General features: G+C 71.4%; 17 protein-coding genes. 7 read left to right on the top strand and 10 right to left on the bottom strand.

The genetic code is table 11. The features are described 5' to 3' along the window. Positions 1–65: 65 nt before the first annotated feature. Positions 66–761, top strand: coding sequence for a Crp/Fnr family transcriptional regulator (locus Actob_RS42910; protein ID WP_284917672.1), 696 nt, complete (start codon positions 66–68; stop codon positions 759–761). On the opposite strand, the gene Actob_RS42905 is transcribed toward Actob_RS42910, so the two are convergent. The 4 genes from Actob_RS42905 to Actob_RS42890 are packed head-to-tail and all read right to left on the bottom strand — an operon-like array spanning position 762 to position 6,256. After that, on the bottom strand, positions 762–2,114 hold the full coding sequence (locus Actob_RS42905) for a DUF4407 domain-containing protein (protein WP_284917671.1): 1,353 nt from the start codon (positions 2,112–2,114) through the stop codon (positions 762–764). Further along, positions 2,104–3,483, bottom strand: a complete 1,380-nt coding sequence (locus tag Actob_RS42900) for a hypothetical protein (RefSeq protein WP_284917670.1) — start codon at positions 3,481–3,483, stop codon at positions 2,104–2,106. The genes Actob_RS42905 and Actob_RS42900 overlap by 11 nt, the downstream gene beginning before the upstream one ends. Positions 3,484–3,492: 9 nt before the next feature. Beyond that, positions 3,493–5,565: a hypothetical protein gene (locus Actob_RS42895; RefSeq protein ID WP_284917669.1), complete on the bottom strand. Its 2,073-nt coding sequence runs from the start codon at positions 5,563–5,565 to the stop codon at positions 3,493–3,495. Next, a complete protein-coding gene (locus tag Actob_RS42890; RefSeq protein ID WP_284917668.1) occupies positions 5,558–6,256 on the bottom strand; it encodes a hypothetical protein in 699 nt (232 codons plus the stop codon). The genes Actob_RS42895 and Actob_RS42890 overlap by 8 nt, the downstream gene beginning before the upstream one ends. Before the next feature lie 468 nt (positions 6,257–6,724). On the opposite strand from Actob_RS42890, the gene Actob_RS42885 reads away from it, so the two are divergent. Further along, positions 6,725–7,222 (top strand): Pycsar system effector family protein, encoded by a 498-nt coding sequence (locus Actob_RS42885; RefSeq protein ID WP_284917667.1) that lies wholly within the window; start codon positions 6,725–6,727, stop codon positions 7,220–7,222. A 170-nt stretch (positions 7,223–7,392) separates the two neighbouring features. After that, a complete protein-coding gene (locus Actob_RS42880) occupies positions 7,393–9,639 on the top strand; it encodes an Ig-like domain-containing protein (protein WP_284917666.1) in 2,247 nt (748 codons plus the stop codon). A 62-nt stretch (positions 9,640–9,701) separates the two neighbouring features. Here Actob_RS42880 and Actob_RS42875 read toward each other — a convergent pair whose 3' ends face one another. The 3 genes from Actob_RS42875 to Actob_RS42865 all read right to left on the bottom strand — a co-directional run bounded on the left by Actob_RS42875 (position 9,702) and on the right by Actob_RS42865 (position 14,009). Next, positions 9,702–10,793 (bottom strand): calcium-binding protein, encoded by a 1,092-nt coding sequence (locus Actob_RS42875; protein ID WP_284917665.1) that lies wholly within the window; start codon positions 10,791–10,793, stop codon positions 9,702–9,704. Between the two features lie 76 nt (positions 10,794–10,869). After that, complete coding sequence (locus tag Actob_RS42870) at positions 10,870–11,415, bottom strand: DoxX family protein (RefSeq protein WP_284917664.1); 546 nt, start codon at positions 11,413–11,415, stop codon at positions 10,870–10,872. 104 nt (positions 11,416–11,519) lie between these two features. After that, positions 11,520–14,009 carry an Ig-like domain repeat protein gene (locus Actob_RS42865; RefSeq protein WP_284917663.1) on the bottom strand — a complete coding sequence of 830 codons (2,490 nt, stop codon included), beginning with the start codon at positions 14,007–14,009 and terminating at the stop codon, positions 11,520–11,522. A gap of 122 nt (positions 14,010–14,131) precedes the next feature. On the opposite strand from Actob_RS42865, the gene Actob_RS42860 reads away from it, so the two are divergent. Genes Actob_RS42860 through Actob_RS42845 form a run of 4 tightly spaced genes read left to right on the top strand, consistent with a single transcriptional unit; the run spans position 14,132 to position 18,063 of the window. Beyond that, positions 14,132–15,274, top strand: a complete 1,143-nt coding sequence (locus tag Actob_RS42860; RefSeq protein ID WP_284917662.1) for a sensor histidine kinase — start codon at positions 14,132–14,134, stop codon at positions 15,272–15,274. Further along, positions 15,271–15,942: a response regulator gene (locus Actob_RS42855; RefSeq protein ID WP_284917661.1), complete on the top strand. Its 672-nt coding sequence runs from the start codon at positions 15,271–15,273 to the stop codon at positions 15,940–15,942. The genes Actob_RS42860 and Actob_RS42855 overlap by 4 nt, the downstream gene beginning before the upstream one ends. Before the next feature lie 58 nt (positions 15,943–16,000). Continuing rightward, positions 16,001–17,377: an alpha/beta hydrolase family protein gene (locus Actob_RS42850; protein ID WP_284917660.1), complete on the top strand. Its 1,377-nt coding sequence runs from the start codon at positions 16,001–16,003 to the stop codon at positions 17,375–17,377. An 11-nt stretch (positions 17,378–17,388) separates the two neighbouring features. After that, positions 17,389–18,063 (top strand): DUF4097 family beta strand repeat-containing protein, encoded by a 675-nt coding sequence (locus Actob_RS42845; RefSeq protein ID WP_284917659.1) that lies wholly within the window; start codon positions 17,389–17,391, stop codon positions 18,061–18,063. A gap of 56 nt (positions 18,064–18,119) precedes the next feature. Here the strand turns inward: Actob_RS42845 and Actob_RS42840 are convergent, their stop codons facing one another. From Actob_RS42840 to Actob_RS42830, 3 genes are read right to left on the bottom strand one after another with little or no spacing between them, the layout of a single operon-like run. After that, on the bottom strand, positions 18,120–18,902 hold the full coding sequence (locus tag Actob_RS42840) for an ABC transporter permease (protein ID WP_284917658.1): 783 nt from the start codon (positions 18,900–18,902) through the stop codon (positions 18,120–18,122). Continuing rightward, complete coding sequence (locus tag Actob_RS42835; RefSeq protein WP_284917657.1) at positions 18,899–19,882, bottom strand: ATP-binding cassette domain-containing protein; 984 nt, start codon at positions 19,880–19,882, stop codon at positions 18,899–18,901. Before Actob_RS42835 ends, Actob_RS42840 begins: the two co-directional genes overlap by 4 nt. An 11-nt stretch (positions 19,883–19,893) precedes the next feature. After that, positions 19,894–20,556: a DUF4097 family beta strand repeat-containing protein gene (locus Actob_RS42830; RefSeq protein ID WP_284917656.1), complete on the bottom strand. Its 663-nt coding sequence runs from the start codon at positions 20,554–20,556 to the stop codon at positions 19,894–19,896. Positions 20,557–20,617 lie beyond the last annotated feature (61 nt).

The following is a 20,617-nucleotide window of genomic DNA, read 5'->3' as shown; positions in this document are numbered from 1 at the left end:
ATCCGGTCGGCCCGGTGTTGCGGTCGTCCGGCCCTCGATGAATTCTGGCCGTCAGGGGGTGCGGCATGACGGTTGACGGGTGGCGTCCGGCGACCCTGCTCGCCCGCCTGCCACCGCGGGCCCGCGCCGAGATGCTCGGCCTCGGCGCCGAGCGGCACTACCGGAGCGGTGACGTGTTGTTCCGCGAGGGTGCCGCCAGCCGCGAGACGCTGCTCCTGTTGAGCGGGTTCGTCAAGGTCACCGCGTCGCACGGGCCGCACGCGGTGCTGCTGGCCGTACGCGGGGCCGGCGACCCGGTCGGTGACCTGGCCGCGATGAGCGGGCAGCCGCGGTCGGCCACGGTGATCGCCTGCACCCCGATCGTGGCGCGGTTCATCCTGCCCGAGACGCTGCGTGCCTTCCTCAAGGCCCACCCACCTGCGGAACAGCTGCTCAGCGCCCTCGTCGTGGAGCAACTCCGGCTCGCGAACCGGCGCCGGGTCGAGGCCGCCACCCGTCCGGTGCTCGGCCGGCTCATCGGGGTGATCCTGGACCTGATCGCCATCTGCGGCGACGGGCAGGAGGACGGATCGGTCCTCCTGCCCAACTGGTTCAACCAGGCCGAGCTGGCCGCGCTCGCCGGCGCCGCCTCGCCGGACACCGTTCAGCGTTCCCTGCGGACCCTGCGCGACCGGGGGCTGATCGAGAACGGCTACCGATGGGTGCGGATCAAGGATCCGGAGCGGCTCGCCGCCGCCCGGGACGGCGTGAGCAGCGCCTGATCAGTCGCGCATCTCGTCGGCGTACCGTTTCGCCCGGCGGTCGATCTCGGCGTCCAGGTCCTCGTCGTGCTGCTCGCGCACGAGGCGGCTCTGCGTGTCGACCCGGTCCGTCGCCGTCTTGATCGACGCCTTCTCCTGGTGCTCGGCGTAATCCAGGCTGAGCCCGTGGAAGCTCTGCCCGGTGCGGAGCTGCCGGTTCACCAGCCGGTCGTACGAGGTGCAGCCGCTGAGCATCTTGGCGAGCACCGGGAGGCTGTCCACCACGATCAGCAGGATGCGTACCAGCCACTGGGCCGACCAGACGAAACCGCTGCGCTCGGACAGGCGCTCCAGCCCCTGCGCCTCGTCGATGATGTCGATCTTTCCGAACTGGCCCTCGAACTGCTCGACCTTCGCGTCGATGCCCTTCTCGATGGCCTGCGCGTACGTCTGACGTGAGTCACCGAGCCGGAGGCTCAGCGCCTCGATCTGCTGGTCCAGTGAAGCGATCTTCCGTTGCCGCCCCGGGAGATCGTTCTGTGCCTCGAAGTCGTCGGCGACCCGCCAGGCCTGCTTGCACAGCGGGCCGTTGCCCCGGCGTTGCGAGGTGGATCCGCCGGCGATCTTGTTGCCGGTGCACTCGGCCTGCGCGAGCTCCTGCTTGGCGGTGAGTTCGGCGGAGAGCCGGGCGTACTCCTTGCCGAGCTCGGTGCGCTGGGCGGTGAGTGACGCGACCTTTCCCTGGGTGCCGGCCGGACCCTGGAGGGCCAGCTGGTGCTGCTCGCACCCGGCGAGGCCGGCCGTGACGGTGCCGTCCACCGGGTTGCATCTGGTCCACCGGCCCCGCTCCGTACCGGTCACCTCCTGCCGGTGGTGCTCGACGTCGGTGTGGATCGCGGGATGGAAGATCCAGAGGACGAGCGGCTCGGCGATCACGCAGCCCAGCAGCACCGCCATGATCAACCGGGGGACGAACATGAACCACCGGCCGGCGCCGAGCGCGCCGTGACTGCTCGACACCATCCAGCTGTCGATGGTGAGCACGAGCAGACCCCAGAAGACCGCCACCGGGATCACCAGCGGCCACGGCACGTCGACCACGCGGGTGAGTGCCGTCCACAGCGAGATCGCCGCCATCAGCGCCGTGTTGACCACGATCAGGCCGAGCCGGGTGTAGCGCGGGCGTTCCTCCGGCACCCAGGAGAGGATCTGCTCACGGACGCCGATCAGCCGCCGCGCGAGCAGCGAGATCGTGGTGGTGTCGGGCGCTTCCGGGCGCCGGTACAGCGCCTCCCGCAGCGGTACGGCCGCCCGCCCGGCAGGCGGCTCGGTGCCGCGCGGCCGGGACAGGTCGACAGTGATGTCAGCGACCATCGTCGTCATCCCCCTCGGTGTTGTCGAGGTTCGGCAGGTGCACCGCCGCGTCGTCCTGATCGGTGTCGGTGTCGGTGTCCTCGCCGGCTGCCCGCAGCGAAGTAGCCGGCGTGCTGGGTGGCAACTCGTCGTAGTTCACCGTGGCCACCGCGGAGACCGTGCCGCCGGAGATGTCGGCGACCAGCTTGTCGACCTGCACATTGATCATGTCGAGGTGGCCGTGTTTCGCCAGCTCGCGCAGTACGTCCAACTGCAGCTCCAGCTTCTTCTGGTCGTCCTCGCGCTGCTCGCGACGCTGGTCCCGGGCGTCCTTGCGGTCCTCGCGCTTGTCCTCGAGACGTTCGGCGCGGTCGGCGGCCTCCTGCTGGGCACGCTGCTGGCGTGCCCACTCGATGGCCTGCCGGTCGTCGTCGCGGTCCAGCGCGAACTGCTTGCGCTGGTATTCGACCCGGTCGCGGTCGGCGGCGGCCTGGCTCTCGGCGAACCCCCGCATGTCGCCCTGGCCCTTGGCCTCGGCGAGCAGCGACGCCCGGATCGGGTCGGAGCCGACCGACTGATAGGTGAGGTCGGCCTGGTGGCGGACGAAGTCGAGGTCCTCGGCGGTCATCCGGTGCCGGGCACGCTGCTCGCGGTGCTGCTGCGAGATGCCGTGCTCCTGATCCTCCTGCTCGGTGACGTACCGGGCGCCACGACGGCGTCCCGCCATGCCCTGGGCGTGGATCTCGTCCTCGATCTCCGCGCTGTGATGGTGCCCGGCCTGCTGGCGCTGGAGCAGGTAGGACGCCTCGGCTTCGCGCCGCTTCTGCTCGAAGGCGCCGAGCTCCTGCGGGGTCAGCACCTCGATCCCGACGAACCGTACGTCCAAGCCGTTGATCTCCGGCGCCTTGACCTCGGTGTACGCCCGGATCCGCGCCGTGGCGTCGCGGCGCAGCGCGTTCAGGTCACTCATCCGGTAGTTCAGCGCGAGATGACCCAGCTTGCTGTCCCGCCGCAGGTACGCGAGCACGGCCGGCGCCGCCTTGATGTCCTCGCGGACGACCCGGGCGGCGTCCGTGACGGTGCAGGCGAACGTGACCCGGACGGTGAAGTCGCTGGCCTCGGCCGACGGAAGCCGCAGCTCGACGGTGACCGGGACGTCCCGGCCCACGTTGACGAGGCTGACGCTGTCGGCGCGGACCACGTCGTCGTCGTCGAGCGCCAGTTCGCCGCGGTTCACCACATGGCGGCCCTCGACCCGGTACACCCACACCTCGTGGGGATCGGCTTTGGGCAGGTCGGCCGCCACCCGGCGCTTCTTGCCCAGCCCGAAGAGACCGCCCTTCTGCGCGTCGTTCAGGGATACGCTGCGGACCAGCGGATAGGCGGACATCGTCACCTCTCAACTCGCCTTGCGGCGGTAATGCCGTCCGATCACCTGGAGCAGGATCCGGGCGGGGGAACTGATGGGCTTGGTACGGTTCGCCGACCGGCTGTCCACGATCCGCAGGTGCTCGTAGAAGGAGCCGATCTCGGTCGGCGGCAGCGCCGAGACCAGTGCCTCACCCAGCGCGTTCGCGAAGGTGATCGGATCGTCGGTGATGTGCCGGAGCCGGTTGAGGCCGTGCCAGAGCGCCTGCAGGACCACCTGGCGGTGCGGCCGGTGGCAGATCCCCTCGGCCCAGAGCCGAGCCACCAGAGGCAGCCGCTTCGGGTACTTGACCAGGTAGTGGAAGGTCGCCGGGACCTGTTGCCGGTTCTGCCGCATGACCAGGACCTCGACCAGGACCTGCCGGGCGCACATCGTGATGCGCCGGTCGGCCGGGCGGCGCGGCGGGCGGCGCAGCTGCTCGTCCAGCGTGGTCAGCACCTTCCCGGCGCTCCCGGTCTCCAGCAGCGTCCCGAACAGCACCGCCATCGCGTAGCAGGCCTCGTCGAACCCCTGACCCGAGCTGAAGATCAGCTGCCACAGCTGACGGATCGACTGCGCCGGATCGCAGGCGCCGAGGATTCCGCTGTACGCCATGGCTGCCGCCCAGCGCTGGCTCGGGTCGCCGTGGTTGGCCCACTGCTTGGCGACCTTGAGGGCGGTCGGCTGCGTCTCGTCCCGGAAGCACATCGCCCACAGCACGAAGACCGCTGTCGTCTGGCCGGCCGTGTAGATCTCACCCTTCGACCACGGGATCAGATAGGCGAGCTCGACCTCGTCGAAGTCCCAGGCGGCGAGTTCGGCCAGGCCGATCGCGACCTCCGCGTCCGGCTGGTTCAGGACCAGGCTGTGCAGCCACTGCGCGATGGCGTTCCAGAACGGTGTCTCGTACCGGCGGGTGAGCTCGGCGAGCACGTGCCGCCGGTAGGTGTCGTTGCGGAAGACCAGGACGCGCCGGTCGCTCGTCGGACCGGCGATCCGGCGCTCGCAGACCAGCCCCTCGTCGCTGTGCAGCCGGCTGCGGCGGTCGAGCAGCTGGCCGCCGTTCTCGTCGGTCTTCTTGCTCTTGGCCGCCGGTGGCGCTATCGCGCCGTGCTCCTTGAGGCACGCCTCCAGGCCGAGGCGCAGCGAGTCGAAGTCGCGGTAGATGACGGCGCCGAGGAACGCCACGGTCGCCACGTCGAGGATCGCCGACTGGTCGGTCCGGTGCGCCTCGAACCACTCGCCGACCCGGCGGGCCGAGGTCTCGGTGAGCTTGTCCAGCGCCACCTCGGGCTCGACGCCCTTGCGGATGGCGCGCAGTGTCGCGATGACGTCGGCCATCGAGCACTCGGCGTCGAAATGCCCGGCGATCACGTCGAGCATCTCGTCCGGGACGTCCCGATCGACCAGGTGCGCGCGGCTCACCGTCCGGACGTCGGGCCGGCTCCAGTCGATGTGGCCGACCGAGTCGATCTGGGCCGAGGCGGTGGTGACGGTCGTGACGACGAGGTGCGCGCCGGCCTTGCGTACCTGATCACGGACGGTGCGCCACTGGAAGTCGATGTCGCCACCGGCCCGCCCGTCGACCCGGTCGACGATCAGGTAGCCGTGCCCCTTCACGTAGTTGAGAGAGGCCAGCTCCTTCAGGTCGCTGACCGAGGACATGATGACCAGCTGTCCGGTGGTGACCGCACGCAGCAGGTTGATCGCACCGGTGCGTTTGCCGATCCCCATCGCACCGCGGATCGCCACGACGTGATCGGCGGACAACCGCTTCAACGCCTCGTCGAAGCTCTCCGGCCGGCAGAAGAACTCGGTATCGGTACGCACCTCGTCGTCGTCGATCTTGCCGGTCGCCGATCGGAGTCGCGTCCGTCGCTGTGCGGGCCCGTGTTGCTGGCCGATCGTCCCGGCCTCGACCGCGCCCAGGAAGACGTTGAAGACGTCGGCCATCTTCTTCGTGTCCCCGGGCTCGGCGACCTTGCCGTTCCGTTGCCCACCGGTGTCGTCGGCGGAACTCCCGCCGGACTCCTCGGCGGCCGGCGCGTCCGCCTCCTCAGCCATGGTGTCGCACCTGTACGCCGATCACCTCGGCGGCCGTCTCGCCGTAGAAGTTGTTGACCACCGAGGCGGGCGGCCCGGGTGGTCCAGGCGGCCCGGGCGGCGGGGGCGGACTCTCCGGCCGGGTGCCGTCGCCCAGGTCGACGGCCCGGATGTCCAGGTCCGGAACGTGCAGCCAGGCGTCGTCCTGGTACTCCTTGACCCGTACCCGCACCTTGCGGAACCGGGTGGGCCGCAACGCCGTGTGGCCCTGCGCGACGGTGTCCAGGAAGACGCGGTTGGAGAGGATCACCACGAGGCCGGCCTCCGGGAGGGCGTCCTGCAGGGCCTTGGCCGGCGCGGCGTCGCAGAGCCGGCCGACGACCACGGCTCCGGCGCCGGCGTAGCCGTTCGCGGCGGGTTCGACGATGCCGTTGTGGATGGCCAGCCGCAGTCGCATCCGCGCCTCGTCCCGCCGGTCCTCGTTGTAGTCGGCCACCCGGTCGGCCAGGGCGCGGACGAAGCCGTCGATCAGCACGCTCTCCGGCTCGTCGGCCGGAAGCACCGCGAACTCGCCGTCGCCCGCCTTCTGCCGTTCCCAGGCGGAGCGCCGCAGGCCGGCCGCCTCGGCGCTGTCGTCGAGGAGGTCGACCAGCCCGCGCTGAATGGCGATCTGCCGCCGGCCGTCGGCCGCACCATAGCCACGCGCGTCCACGGAAAGTAATGGCCGACGACCGGCGATGCGTCCCCGCACGGAGTTCTCCTGCTCTTTTGATTTCGCCCCGGAATTCGGGGCCCGCATTCCCGAGCTGTCAGCCAACTACAAGATCTAGATTCCGATAACCGCAAAAGTCGGAGTCTGGGGAAACTGTTCGGAGCGGCTGCGTCCTAGATGCTGCCGTGCGCGTTTCCTGTCCGAAACCGGTGGATTGACCAGCTCCGCGAGACGGACAGACCGCTACCGGCAGCCATGAAGCGCCAGTGATCGGACGGACGGCTGACGGCACGAGGTACGCCCGGCCGACCGCTTCCGAGTCGATCATCAAAATGGCGCCGGCTGTCGAAGGGTTTCACGTTTTCGGTGACATTCGAGTGGTGCGCGCGTGCTATCCCTTCAGCTATGAGGCAGATTCAGTCCGCCCCCACAGGCGACGCGAGTGCCGTACCCGATAAGGGTGGTGAAATGGAGCGGGAGCGCATCAATCTGGAGGTGGCCTGGCGGGCGCACGCCGCGCAGGAGAGCTGGGCCGGCAAGGTCGACACCAAGGCGTCGATCCTGCTGGCGCTGAACGGGCTGATCCTGGGCGCGATGCTGTCGGCGCGGATCCAGAAGGACAGTTTCGTCCAGGTCCTGAGTGGTCCGCGGCTGACGATGCTGGCCGTGGCGGTGGTGCTGTGCGCGGTCGCCGCGCTGCTCGCCGCGGCGGTCGTCTTCCCGGTGCTGGGCGGGCGGCGCGGCGGTGCCGGCGGCACCATCTTCTTCGGCGATCTGCGCCGGCGCGACCCCGCCGAGCTGGCCGCCCAGTTGCTCGGGCTGACCGTGCCGGGACAGGTCGAGCAGGTGGCGCGGCAACTGGTGGCCATGTCGCGGGCGAACTGGCTCAAACACCTGCTCATGCAGGCCGCGCTGACCGCCACGATGATCGGTTTCCTGCTCGTGATGGTCGTGGTGCTGACCTGAGCACCAGCTTCGCAACGATACGGTATCGACCCGACCATGAGTGCGCGACGGGGCAACGGTCCACATCGAAGTCTCCTACGATGCGGCGACTTGATCTTCAGGGTTGGTACGGGAGGAACCCGTTGACGCACTCTCTCCTTCGTTGGGCCCTTGCCGGGACGGCTGCCGCTGTGGCGTCCGCCGCTCTGGCGGCCCCGGCCCACGCGGCCACCGGTCCGGTACTGCGCGCCGGCGCGGCGCAGCAGCTCAGCGCGGCGCCCGGCGGCGACTTCGAGGTCGCCCTGTCGGTGACCAACACGGGCGCCACGGCACTGACCGGTGTCGGCGTCGCGCTCTACACCCTCCGGGGCTTCGAGCCCACCGAGCAGTTCGCCAACTGTGCGTACGAGCAAGGGGCACCGACCCTCTGCACGTTCGACCGGACGCTGGAGCCGGGCAAGAGCTACCGGGTGGTGCTGCCGTACCGGGTTCGGGCGGACACCTACGCGCCGGGCAGCCTGAACGGTCAGTTCGAGTGGCTCACCGCGGACCAGGTCGCGGGCCACGAGGGTGGTGCCGCGGGCGTCGGCGACGTCCTCCCGTTGCAGGAGGCAGAGCAGCCGGGCGACCGGGCTGACGACTCCCTGCAGACGATCGACGTCACGGTGACCGGCGCGAACGGTGCTGACCTCGTCGCGATCGGCGACGCGGTCTCCGGCGCGGTCGGTGACCAGGTGCCGGCCACGGTGGGCGTCCGCAACGACGGCCCGGCCTCGCTCGACGGAGGCCGCGGTGGCTGGTCACCCGCCGAGGTCGAGGTGGCCCTTCCGGCGGGTACCTCGGTCGTCAGCGCGCCCGACGAGTGCGGCCGGGGCGACGACGCTGCGCACTACGTCTGCGCGTCGCCATCCCTGCTGACCGCCGGCACCACCGCCACCTGGACGCTCACCTTGAAGATCAACAAGGTGGTGGCGGACGCCCGGGGCACGGTCGTGGTGAACCCGCCGTGCCAGTGCCAGCGCCTCGACGACCTGGACAGGTCCAACGACGCCGCCCTGCTGACCGCGAACCCGATCCCGGACGGCGGCGTCGACCAGGCCAAACCGGTGGTCGTGCACACCGGGCTCCTGGACGGCCAGCGGGTCCCGGCGAACCTGGTCTTCCACCCGGCGGCAGCCGACAACGTCGGCGTCACCGAGCTGGCGGCGAGCGTCAACGGCTCCCTTCCGGCGAGTTGCACGGTGCGGAGCGGCTGCGAGGCCTCGCTGGCGAGCCTGCCCAGCGACACCGACGCCACCGTCACCGTGCGGGCCACCGACGCCGCGGGCAACTACGCGGAGAAGGCGGTGAAGGTGCACGTCGACAACGTCGTCCCCACCGCTACCTTCGCGCCGGCGGCCGGGTCGTCGGTGTACAGCGGACCGGTCACCATCACCCTGTCGGGCGTTGCCGGCGACGTCTGGCGCGTCGACGCGATCGACGGATCGGGCGTTCACCACCTGCCGGACGCGTCCCGGACCTACACCTGGAACGCGACAAGCGGTGCCGCCTCGCCCCGGTTCGTTCTCACCGACCTGGCCGGCAACACCGCCACGCTGGCCACCGACTACGTCGTGGTCGACAAGCCGGTGGACAGCACGGCGCCGGTCATCGCCCGGGTCGACTTCGCCGGCGCGTACTCGACGAACCGGCTGGACACCGGTGCGGGCTGGCTCGGGGCGGTCAGCACGCTGAAGCCGACGATCCAGGACGAGTCGCCGATCGTCCGGACCGAATGGTCGGTCAACGGCGTCCTGAAGTCGAGCAGCCCGGCCTTCGCCTGGGACGCGCGAGCCTTCCCCGCCGCCACCGCGACCGTGCGGCTGCAGGTGTGGGACGCCGCCGGCAACACCTCGACCCGATCGTTCCCGGTGAGCATCGACAAGACGGCTCCGACGATGACCGTCACGCCCGGTCAGCACGCCCTGATCCGGGGCGCCACCTACGTCACCTCGCTGCGGGCCGCGGACGCGCACGGCGTCGCGGTCACGAACCTCAAGGGCCGCAGCGGCCCGGTGACGTCGGTACGGCTGTCGTCCGGCCCGGACGGCACCAAGACGATCACCTGGGTGGCCGTCGACAAGCTGGGCAACTCGGCGAGCGTCACGCGTACGGTGATCGTCGACAACACCGCACCCACGCTCGCGCTCACCAAGGCGCCGAAGAACAGGTCGAAGCTGACCAAGAAGGTGACCATCGCGGCGTCGGCGAGCGACCGCAACCGCGTGGCCAAGGTGCAGCTGCTGGTCAACGGCAAGGTGGTGGCCACCGACAGCACGGCCGGTTACCGCTTCGTGCTGAACCCCGCGAAGTACGGCAAGAAGTTCACCGTACGGCTGCGCGCCTACGACAAGGCGGGCAACGTCCGGTACTCGGCCGGGCGGGCGTACCGCCGCTGACAGACAGCGAAGCGGGCCGGGACGTGCGAGTGCACGTCCCGGCCCGCTTCGCTGTCACCAGGTCAGTTCTCGCAGCGGACCCGGGTGTCCTTGGTGGCCTTCTCGCAGTGGTCGCCGTAGGCGTTGTTGGCGCCGCCGTCGAGCAGGTCGGCGAGCTGCTTGTCGTAGTCGCTGCCGTCCAGCGAGTCGTCACCGGCGTCGCCGTACAGCTTGTCGGCGCCCTCGCCACCGGCGATGTAGTCGTTGCCGGCGCCGCCGTGGATCACGTCGTTGCCGTCACCGCCGGAGAACGAGCCGTCCCCGGCGTTCCCGGTGATCCGGTCGTTGCCGGAACCACCGAAGAACGACTCGACGTCGGCACCGATGCTGTCGTGCTCACCGGACTGCCCGTCGTCGCCCTTGACGCCGTCGGCGTCGATGCTCACCGCCCTGGTGCGTTCGCTGTAGCTGACCAGGTCCCAGCCGGCCCCGCCGAGCAGGAGGTCGGCCGCGACGGTTCCCGGTTTCTGCGTCTCGTCGCCGCGGAGCGAGTCGTTGCCGTCGCCCGCGTTGAGGTAGTCCCGGCCGAGGCCGCCCTCGAGGATGTCCCCGCCCGCGTCGCCGTAGAGCCGGTCGTTGCCCTCCAGGCCCCACAGCTGGTCGTCGCCGGTGCCACCGCGCAGGGTGTCGTTGCCGGTCAGGCCCCAGAGGGTGTCGTTGCCGCCCCGGCCGTCGGCCTTGTCGTTGCCGCTGCCGGTCTGGATCTCGTCGCGCCGCGAGCCGCCGAACACCGTGTCGTTCCCGGTGCCGCTGTACGCCTTCATCCGCAGGTCCGAGTCGTTGACGATGACGTCGTAGCGGTCGTACGTGTAGATCGTGACCCCGGTGGGCGCCTTCGGCGTGGTGCACCGCACCTTGGTCCGGTCGCCCTTGACCTTCTTGCAGCCCTTGCCGGCGGTGACCGCGACCTGGTCGTCGATCGTGATCGTCCGGCCGGAGCGGGTGATCACCACCCGGTTCTGCTTGCCGCTCGCCGCCTTGTACTGGACGCGGGTCGTGGAGGTCACCGAGGCGACGCCACCGGTGGCCGCCTGCGCGGGGGAGGCGACCGTCCCGACCGCGGCCATGGTGGTCAAGGTGATACCGGCGGCCGCCGTCCAGGCGAGTCGGGGCATGGCAGTCCTTCCAAGATCGTGAATCGTTGGCGAAACGGTACCGTTACGACGCTGGGAAGGAAAGGCCGGAGTGGACTCAGAACCGGCCGTGGGTCATCGTGTACCAGGTCGGCACGATCATGGTCAGCGTCATCACCGCGAGCACCACGAGGGACGTGACGGCGCGCCGGGTGGTGAGCGGCGCCGGGGCGATCGGCCGCCGGCTCCAACGGCCCACCGCGATGACCGCGGCCACCCCGCCCAGCAGGACGTTGACCGGGATCAGCACGAACTCGCCGCGGATCAGGTGGAAGCCGGCGGCCAGCAGCATGGTCAGGGCCAGGCCGGCGGCGGCCAGCGGGACCAGCCTCGGCCGGACCCGGGTGATGGCCGGCAGGAACAGGCCGATGCCGCCGAGCAGCTCGCACACTCCGATGACGACGATGAGCGGCTGCGGCACCGCGGCGTACCAGGCCACGGCGTTCGGGGCGTCGGCGTACCGGGCGCCGTCGTAGAGCAGCACCTTGCCGAAGCCGCTGCCGGCGAAGAAGAAGCCCCACAGGATCTGCAGCGCCCAGAGCGTGCCGTTGACGGTGATCCGCAGGTTGCGCGGCTGGTTCTCGACGATGGTGTGTGTGTTCATGGCAGGTCTCCCGGACGAGTGGCTGAGGAGTTCAGCGTCTCGTCCGGGAGTACGGATCCACATCCGTGGCCACCACGGAACGGGCCACCGAGAGGCCGCGCGTGCTACTTCGTGAACGTGAAGTACTGGTACGGCGTCCAGGTGGTGGCGTTCAGGCTGTCACCGGAGAGGCCCCTGACGTACGCGGTCCGGACGCGCAGCCTGACCCCGGCCAGGTTCTTGCCGTTCAGGTACAGCGCGTCGGTGGCGTCGAAGTACCCGGTGTCCATGGTCCGCCACTTGCCCTTGGCGTACGACTGCAGCGAGACGTAGACCTTCCGGGTGGCGCCGCCGGTCATCGAGGTGGTGAACCGGGCGTCGGTCGTGACGTGGAAGTACCGGTACTTCGTGCCGCCGATCTTTCCGGTCTTGTAGTGCCGGGACACCTTCAGCGTGAGGCTGACCCGGGTGCCGACCGTCGCCGTCACGGTCCGCGGCGCGGTCCGGGCGTCGCCGGTGAACACCGCGGAGACCGTGGTGTCCCGGGTCAGCCGGACGCTCGCCGTGACGTTGCCGGAGCCGTTCACGGTGCCGCGCTTGACCAGCACCTTGGCCTGGTCGGCGCCGCTCGGGTCGGCCCAGATCTCCACGGTCCGGTTCTGGTAGGTGGCGCCGAGGTGCGCGGTGAAGGACACCGTCCGGCCGTAGTCGTAGACCTTGCCGCCGTTGGTCAGCGTCACGGACGGCGTGGTCCGGGACACCGCGACGGCCTTCGTCGCCGTCGCCGGGGTGTGCGTCCGGTCGCCCGCGTAGGCGGCCCGATAGGTCACCGTGCCGCCGGCCGGCGGGGTGTCGGTGACCGAGAACGACCCGTTGGCGGCGACCGGCGCGGTGCCCAGCGACGTGCCTGCCGGGTGCTCCAGGTCGATCCGGGTGATCGACACCGTGGTGCCGGCGGGCAGGGCCAGCGGCGAGGCCAGGGTGCCGGTGATGGTGAGCGGCTTGGCCCGGGTCGCCGAGGACGGCCCGGCGAGCGTCAGGGTGGACGCGGTCCGGGAGACCACCACCGGCGCCGTCGCGCTGCCCGGCAGCAGGGTGTCGCTTCCGGCGTAGGTGAACTCGTAGGCCCAGGTGCCCTCGGCGTCCGGCGCGGTGCCGGTGAAGGAGAAGTTCTGGTCGGCGTCGACGGTGACGGTGCCCAGCGGCAGCCCGGCGCGGGAGACCGCGAGCGAGTCGCCGGCGTGCGAGTGACCCTGCGACGTCAGCCGGCCGGTGACGGTGACCGGCGCACCGGGGATCACCGTCGACGGGCCCCAGAGGGTCACCGTCGACGCGGCCCGTTCGACCCGGACCGAGGTGCTCGCGGTCGACGGCAAGTGGGAGTCGTCACCGGCGTACGAGACCTGGTAGGTCACCGTGCCGCCGGCCGGCGGGGTGTCGGTGACCGAGAACGAGCCGCCGGCGCCGATCTCCACGGTGCCCAGCGAGGCGCCGTCCCGGGTGATCGTGACAGTGCTGCCGGCGGCCGCTGGCACCGACGACGCGAGCTTGCCGGTGAGGGTGACGGGCTCGCCCGGCACCACGCTCGGCCGACCGGCGAGGGTCACCGTCGTCGGCGCCTGCTTGGTGTCCGAGTAGGCGTTGAACCGGAACACGGTGCCGTTGGCCGAGATGGCGAACAGCCGGTCACCGTTCGGTTCCCAGGCCACGGCCCGGTCCACGCCGCGCCCGTCGTTCGGCGACGTGAGCGAGGTGATCAGCTCGTCGGACCTGGTGAAGACGTACAGGTTCGGGGCCAGCACGCCGTGGGCGCCGCCGGCGACCGACCCGTCGGCGGCGAAGTCGACGGCGTTCGCGAACTGCTCGTACCGCAGGTACCGCGACACACCCAGGTCACCGACATCGCGCAGGGTGATCGCCTGGTCGCCCTCGCGGGCCGCGGCGATCCGCTCGCCGTCCGGCGAGATCGCCATGTCGACGATCTTGCCGCTGTTGCCGTCGGCGGCCGCCACCTCGGTGGCGGCGTCCCCGGACACGTCCAGGACGGCGGTCTTGTCCGTCGAGGCCAGGCCGATCCGGTTGGGCTTGGCGGACGCGGTGGCCAGTTCCGCGGCCGAGGTCCCGGTCCGGTACCGGTCCAGCAGCACGGTCGGCGTCTCGGTGGACACGTCGATGGTGCCCAGCGCGCCGGCGCCATCGAGGTAGGAGAACCAGATCCGGTCCCCGGCGACGGCCACGTCCTGCGGCGCGACGTCGCCGGTGGAGTACTTCGCGTCCTGGGCCAGCGTGCTGGTGTCCAGCGCGAAGACCGCCGACTCGCGCGCCGAGGTCACGTAGAGCCGCGACGAGTCCGGGGCGAGAGCCAGATCGCGCGCGTCGCTCACCGGTGCGCTGCCGAGCTCGTTCCCGCTGTAGTCGGTCGCGACGACCTTGCCACCGTCCGGGTCGCTGATGAAGACCCGCTGGTGGGCGCCGTCGACGAGGATGTCGCCGACCGACTCGACGGCGATGACCGGGCTGGTGCCGGCGAGCGCCGGGGCGGCGGAGCCGACCGCCAGCGCGGTGGTGCCGGTCAGCACGGCGACGGTGGCCGCGCCGATCCTTCGATTAACCATCGCGTGACCCTATATCGAAGATCACCTAAAGTGGATCATGCGAATGGATGAGTCGTACCCGAATCGTCGTAACGGCCATGTATCGGCGTGTGCGGCGGGTTCGGATACGCGAGAATCGATCCGTGTACGAGCGAGTCGTGACCTGGGCCCGCGGTTTCCCGCCGGCCGCCGTGGACACCGGGTTGATGCTGATCGCCCTGATCGCCCAGCTCGCCCCGTTCCTTTCCGGTGACCGGCACTGGCCGCTCCCGTGCTACGCCGTGGCCGTCGCCGTGTCGGTGCCGGTGATCTGGCGGCGCCGGGCCCCGTTCGCCGTCCTCCTGGCCACCGAGGCCGCCGCCGCCGGCTACGACCTGGTACCCGGCGGTCCCCGGCAGCCGCTCTGGTACGGCGCACTGATCGCCATGTTCACCGTGGCCGCTCAGGCGCCTCGCTGGCAGCGGATCAGCGCCATCGTGATCATCGGCTGGGGCGCGTTCCTCCTCACCGGCTCGATCGAGACGGCGGCCCGCGGCGCGCTGCTCTGGACCACCGCGTACGTGATGGGCCGCGCCTGGGCGAACCGCCGCGAGGAGGTGCGCACCCTCCAGGAACGAGCGCGTCACCTGGAACGGGAGCGGGAGCTGGAGGCCGAGCGGGAGCGGTCCCGGATCGCCCGGGACATGCACGACATCCTGGCGCACGCGGTGAGCATCACCATCGCCCAGGCGGAGGCCGGCCCGGTGGTGATGAAACAGGGCCCAGCCCGTACCGAAGAAGCCTTCGACGCGATAGCGGCGGCCGGGCGGGAGGCGATGGCCCAGTTGCGGCGGATCCTCGGCGTCCTGGACGCCTCGGGCGAGGGTGCCCGCGCACCGCAACCGACCCTCGACGAGATCGCCGAGCTGGTCGGCAACGTGTCGCAGGTCGGCGGAGTGGCCGTCACTCTGACCGTTCTTGGCCAGCCCGGCACGGTGCCGCCCGACGCCGGGGTGGCCGCCTACCGGATCGTCCAGGAGGCGCTGACGAACGTGCTCAAACACGCGCGCGCCAGGACCGTGACGGTGACCCTCGACTGGCGCGGCGACGACCTGGTGATCACGGTGGCCGACGACGGTCGCGGGCCGCGACGGACGACCGGGCAGGCGCCGGGACACGGGCTGATCGGGATCCGGGAGCGGGCGGCGTCCTGCGGCGGGTCCGCGACGGCCGGCCCGGCGCCCGGTGGCCGGGGGTTCCAGGTCGAGGCGAGGTTGCCCGGCAAGACGGTGGAGGTGGCGCGATGAGCATCCGGATCGTGGTGGCGGACGACCAGGAACTGATCCGGGGCGCCTTCGCGATGATCCTCGACAACGAGCCGGACATGGCGGTCGTCGCCGAGGCCGCGGACGGCGCCGAGGCGCTCGCTGCCGTCCGCGAGCACGCCCCCGACGTGCTGGTGCTCGACATCCGGATGCCCGGGATGGACGGCATCGAGGCCGCCCGGCGCCTGCGCGGCGAACCGGTCCGCGTGCTCATGCTGACCACCTTCGGCCAGGACGACTACGTCTACGACGCGCTGCGGGCCGGCGCGAGCGGCTTCCTGCTCAAGGACGTGCGCCGCGCCGAGCTGGTGCACGCGGTCCGGGTCGTCGCCGCCGGCGAGTCGCTGCTCGCGCCGGCGGTGACCACCCGGCTGATCGAGACCGCGGTCCGCGGGCAGGCGCCGGCGGTCACCCCGTGGGCCGGCCTGGATCGGCTCACCCCGCGCGAGCACGAGGCGCTGCGCCTGCTCGGGCGCGGACTCACCAACGCCGAGATGGCGGCCGCCCTGGTGGTCAGCGAACACACCGTGAAAACGCACGTCAGCAGCGTGCTGGCCAAGCTCGGCCTGCGCGACCGGGCGCAGGCGGTGGTGGCCGCCTACGAGTCCGGCCTGATCGTCGCGGGGCAGGCGCCTCCCTCTGCGGAGTGAGGCCGGAACCGCTCGCTGCGGCGATTCGCCGAGGCGCCGATTCGTCGATGCTCGACTGGTGATCGCACGCAGCCTTCGCATCCTGGTCCTGGCCCTCGTCGCCATCGCGCTGACCGGCGTCCCGGCCGCCGCCGCACCGGCCCGGCCGATCCCGGCCGACGTGACCACCACCGACGTCATCATTCCGATCAAAAACGGAAAACCGCTTTACGGTACGGTCTTCGCGCCCCGCAACGCGGCCGGCCCACTACCCGGACTGGTACTGGTGCACGGCTCGGGCAACGGCAAGCGGACCGGTGTCACCCCGGAGGCGATCGCCTTCGCCCGGCAGGGCATCGCCGTCCTCGCCTACGACAAACGCCCACTCGGTGACCCGGACTACTCGCTGCTCGCCGACGACGTGGTCGCCGCGACCGGCGTTCTCCGCGAGCAGCCCGGCGTGCGGCCGGACGCGGTCGGGCTGTGGGGGATCAGCGAGGGCGGCTGGGTCATGCCGATCGCCGCGAGCCGGTCCCGGGACATCGCCTTTTTGGTCCTCGCGTCCGCCCCGGGCCTGTCGCCGCTGCGGGTGCAGAACTGGAACATGCGCAACAAGCTGGCCGCCGCCGGGGTCTCCGGCGCGCTCCGGGACACGCTGTCCGACCGGTTCTACCGGCTCGCCGACGACGCCGGGTTGTTCGCCGAGGCGAGCCACGACCCGCGGCCGCCGCTGGCCGGGGTCACCCAGCCGGTGCTCGCGGTCTACGGCACCGCGGACACCCAGGTGCCGGCCGCCGAGAGCGCGGCGGTGCTGCGCCGGACCGTCGGCGGCCCGCTGACCGTCCGGTTCCTCCCGGGTGCCGGGCACACCCTGCGGGTCCTGGACGGCACCGGGATGTTCACCGACGCGCTGTACCCGTCCTATCCGGACATCGTCGGCGGCTGGGTCCGCGCGGTCGGTGCCGGCAAGGTGCCGCCGCCGCGGGCCGACCCGTCCCCGGTGCAGCAGGCGACCAGCACCGCGGTGACCCCGTCGGCGTGGTGGGAGTCCTGGCCGGCCCAGCTCGCCGTGCTGGCCGTGCTCCTGGTCGGCTTCCTGTCGTACCCGGTCGTCGCGCTCGTCCGGCGGGTCCGGCGCCGCCCGGTCGCCGTCGCCCGCCCGGCCCGGCTCCTCGCCGCCGTGGGCGCCACCGCGGTGCTCGGCTTCGTCGCCTACTTCGTCACGGTGGCCGACAGCGCCAACTGGAAAGGCATCTCACCGGGCCCGATGGTGGCCGGGCGGCCGGTGTTCTGGCTGGCCCTGCAAGCCGTCGCGCTGATCACCGTGATCACCACCGCCATGACGATCCACGCGTGGCGCACCTCGACCGCCGACCGTCCGCGCCAGAGCCTGTTGATCGTGGCCGGCGTCCTCTTCCTTCCCTGGGCCCTGTACTGGGGCCTCCTCCTTCCCTGAAAGGCGCCGTCATGCGTACCGGCCGCACCGTTCTCGCCGCCCTGTCCCTGACGCTCGGAGCGCTCGCCGCCTGCGGCGAACCGGAGCAGACCGAGACCCGCACCTACGACCTCACCGGCCGGGCCGGCGCCGTGGCGGTCAGCAGCCTCGGCGGCTGGATCACCGTCACGGCCGGCGCCGGCGACACCGTGCACGTCTCCGAGACCCTCCGGTACGCCGGCGCGAAGCCGTCACCGGAGCACCGGGTGGTCGGCTCGGACCTCACCTTCACCTCCGGCTGCCAGGGTCACCGGGGCAGCTGCGGCGTCGATTACCACCTCGTGGTGCCGGCCGGGTTCCGGGCCACGCTGGACAGCGGGGGCGGCGCGGTCTCGGTCACCGGCCTGACCGGCGAGCTGGATCTGACCTCCGGCGGCGGCGCTGTCGACGGGAGCGGGCTCGGCCCGGTCACCGCGCGGACCGGTGGCGGCGCCGTCCAGCTCACCTTCGCCACGGCGCCCGGGTCGGTGAGCGTGGACAGTGCCGGCGGTGACGTCACGCTCCGGCTGCCGCGGGACAGCTACCGCGTCGACGCTCGCGGCGACGGCGGCTCGACCAGGATCGACGTCCCGACCGACGGCACCGCCGCACACCGGATCGGCGTCGAGTCCGGCGGCGGCACCATTCAGGTCGTCCCGGCGGCGTGAGAACGCGGCGTACCCCCGGCAGCCTGCCGGGGGTACGCCGCGTCCGAGGTGCTTCGCTACCTCGGGTCGCTGTTGAACTTCGCGGTGGACCAGAAGTAGCCGAGGACGGCGAGGCCGAGGCACCAGGCGACGGCGAGCCAGCCGTTGTGGCCGATGCCGGAGCCGAGCAGCAGACCGCGCAGGGTCTCGATGGCCGGGGTGAACGGCTGGTACTCGGCGATCGGCTGGAACCAGCCGGGCATCGCGTCGACCGGGACGAAGGCGCTGGACAGCAGCGGCAGCAGGATCAGCGGCATGGCGTTGTTGCTGGCCGCCTCGGCGGTCGGGCTGACCAGGCCCATGCCCACCGCGATCCAGGTCAGGGCCAGGGCGAAGAGCACGAGCAGCCCGAACGCGGCGAGCCACTCCAGGACCGTGGCGCCGGTGGAGCGGAACCCGATGGCGACGCCGACCGCGCCGACCAGGACCACGCTGGCCACCGACTGCACGACGCTGCCGATCACGTGGCCGATCAGCACCGACCCACGGTGGATGGCCATGGTGCGGAACCGGGCGATGATGCCCTCGCTCATGTCGGTGGAGACGGAGACGGCGGTCCCGATCACGGTGCTGCCGATGGTCATCAGCAGCAGGCCGGGCACCAGGTAGGCGATGTACTCGGCGCGGCCGCCGCCCAGGCCGGCGCCGAGGGTGTCGCCGAATATGTAGACGAAGAGCAGCAACAGCATGATCGGGGTGAGCAGCAGGTTCAGCGTGAGCGACGGGTAGCGGCGCGCGTGCAGCAGGTTGCGGCGCAGCATGGTGGACGAGTCGCGGACGGCGAGGGTGAGAGTGCTCATCGGTGGGCCTCCTGGGCCTGCTGGTCGGGGCTCGCGGTCTGGTTCCGTTCGGTGGGGCTCGCGGTCAGGGCGAAGAACACGTCGTCCAGGTCGGGGGTGTGCACCGTCAGCTCGTCGGCCCGGACCCCGGCGGTGTCCAGCCGGTCGAGGATCGAGCGCAGGTCGTGCTGGCTGCCGTCGCTGGCGAGCTGCACCGCCTGCGCCTCGTCGTCGCGGACCGCGCCGGGCAGGGCGAGCACGGCCTGCTGGTAGGACAGCGGGTCGGTGAACCGCAGCCGCACGTGGCCGCCCGGGACCAGCCGCTTCAGCTCGCCGGCGGTCCCCTCGGCGGCGATCGTGCCGTCGTGCAGCACGGCGATCCGGTCGGCGAGCTGGTCGGCCTCCTCCAGGTACTGGGTGGTGAGGAAGACGGTGACGCCGTCGGCGACCAGCTCGCGGATGATCTGCCACATGTTGTGCCGGCTGCGCGGGTCGAGACCCGTCGTCGGCTCGTCCAGGAAGATGATCCGCGGGCTGCCGACCAGTGTCATAGCGATGTCGAGGCGGCGCTTCATGCCACCGGAGTAGGTCGACGCCGGCTTGCCCGCCGCCTCGACCAGGTCGAACCGCTCCAGCAGCCCGGCGGTGACGCGCCGGCCCTCGGCCCGGGACAGGTGGTGCAGGTCGGCCATCAGCAGCATGTTCTCCTCGCCGGTGATCAGGCCGTCGACGGCGGAGAACTGCCCGGTCACGCCGATCGCCGCGCGCACCGCCTGCGGGTCGGTGACCAGGTCGTGCCCGGCCACCCGGATCGGGCCGGAGCCCGAGCCGGGGGAGATCAGCGTGGACAGGATCTTGACGGCGGTGGTCTTGCCGGCGCCGTTCGGGCCGAGCAGCGAGAAGACGCTGCCCCGCGGTACGGCCAGGTCGACGCCGTCGAGCACCACCTTGTCGCCGTAGGACTTGCGCAGCCCGTTCGCCGCGATCGCCAGGTTGGTCATGTCGGTGCTCCTCAGAGGCTGCGGGCGACGATGTCGCCGGACGAGGTGGTGGCGTGGATGTCGAGCTCGGCGGTGCCGTCGTTCTTCAGGCTGTTGTCGATCCGGCCGTGCGGGGTGCCGGCGTCGAGCGCGGCCGAGACGCCGGCCGCCGCGGTGACAGCGATGTTCCCGGCCTGGGTGCGCAGCACGACAGTGCCGCGGTGCGCCTCCCCGATCCGGATGTCGCCCTGGTCGGTGCTGATCTCGGCGGGCCCGGTCAGCCGGCCGACGGTGACGTCCACGGCGTTGCCGGTCAGGTGGACCCCGGCGGCCTCGGCGATGTCGACGGCACCGTGCGCGCCCTCGAAGCTGACCGTGCCCAGCGCGCCGGTGGTCCGGAACTCGGCGCTGGCCGAGCGCACCTCGACCCGGGAGCCGGCGGGCAGCTGAACTGTCACGTCCACCGAACCGGACGGGCCGAGCGCCTGGTGCTTGGCCGTCACCTCGACCCGCAGGACGCCGTCGGCGTAGGTGACCCGGCTCTGCTCGGCGGCCTTCGCGTCCCGGGCCTTGGCGGCGTCCGCCGGCCGGATCTCGACAGCGGTGTCGGCCCGCTCGGCGGCGACGATCCGGACGCGCCCGGCCGGGATGTCCAGGACGGCGGAGATCGGGGCGGGGGTGTCGAAGCTCTGCATGGTGCGCTCCCTGCACTCGGTGTTTCTGATGAGGGAAACGCTACGTTGCGTTCGCGAAGTA

The sequence above is a fragment of the Actinoplanes oblitus genome, from assembly GCF_030252345.1.
Classification (GTDB): domain Bacteria; phylum Actinomycetota; class Actinomycetes; order Mycobacteriales; family Micromonosporaceae; genus Actinoplanes; species Actinoplanes oblitus.
Note: the sequence above shows the minus strand (reverse complement) of the source record. Positions and strands in the feature narration are given on the sequence as shown.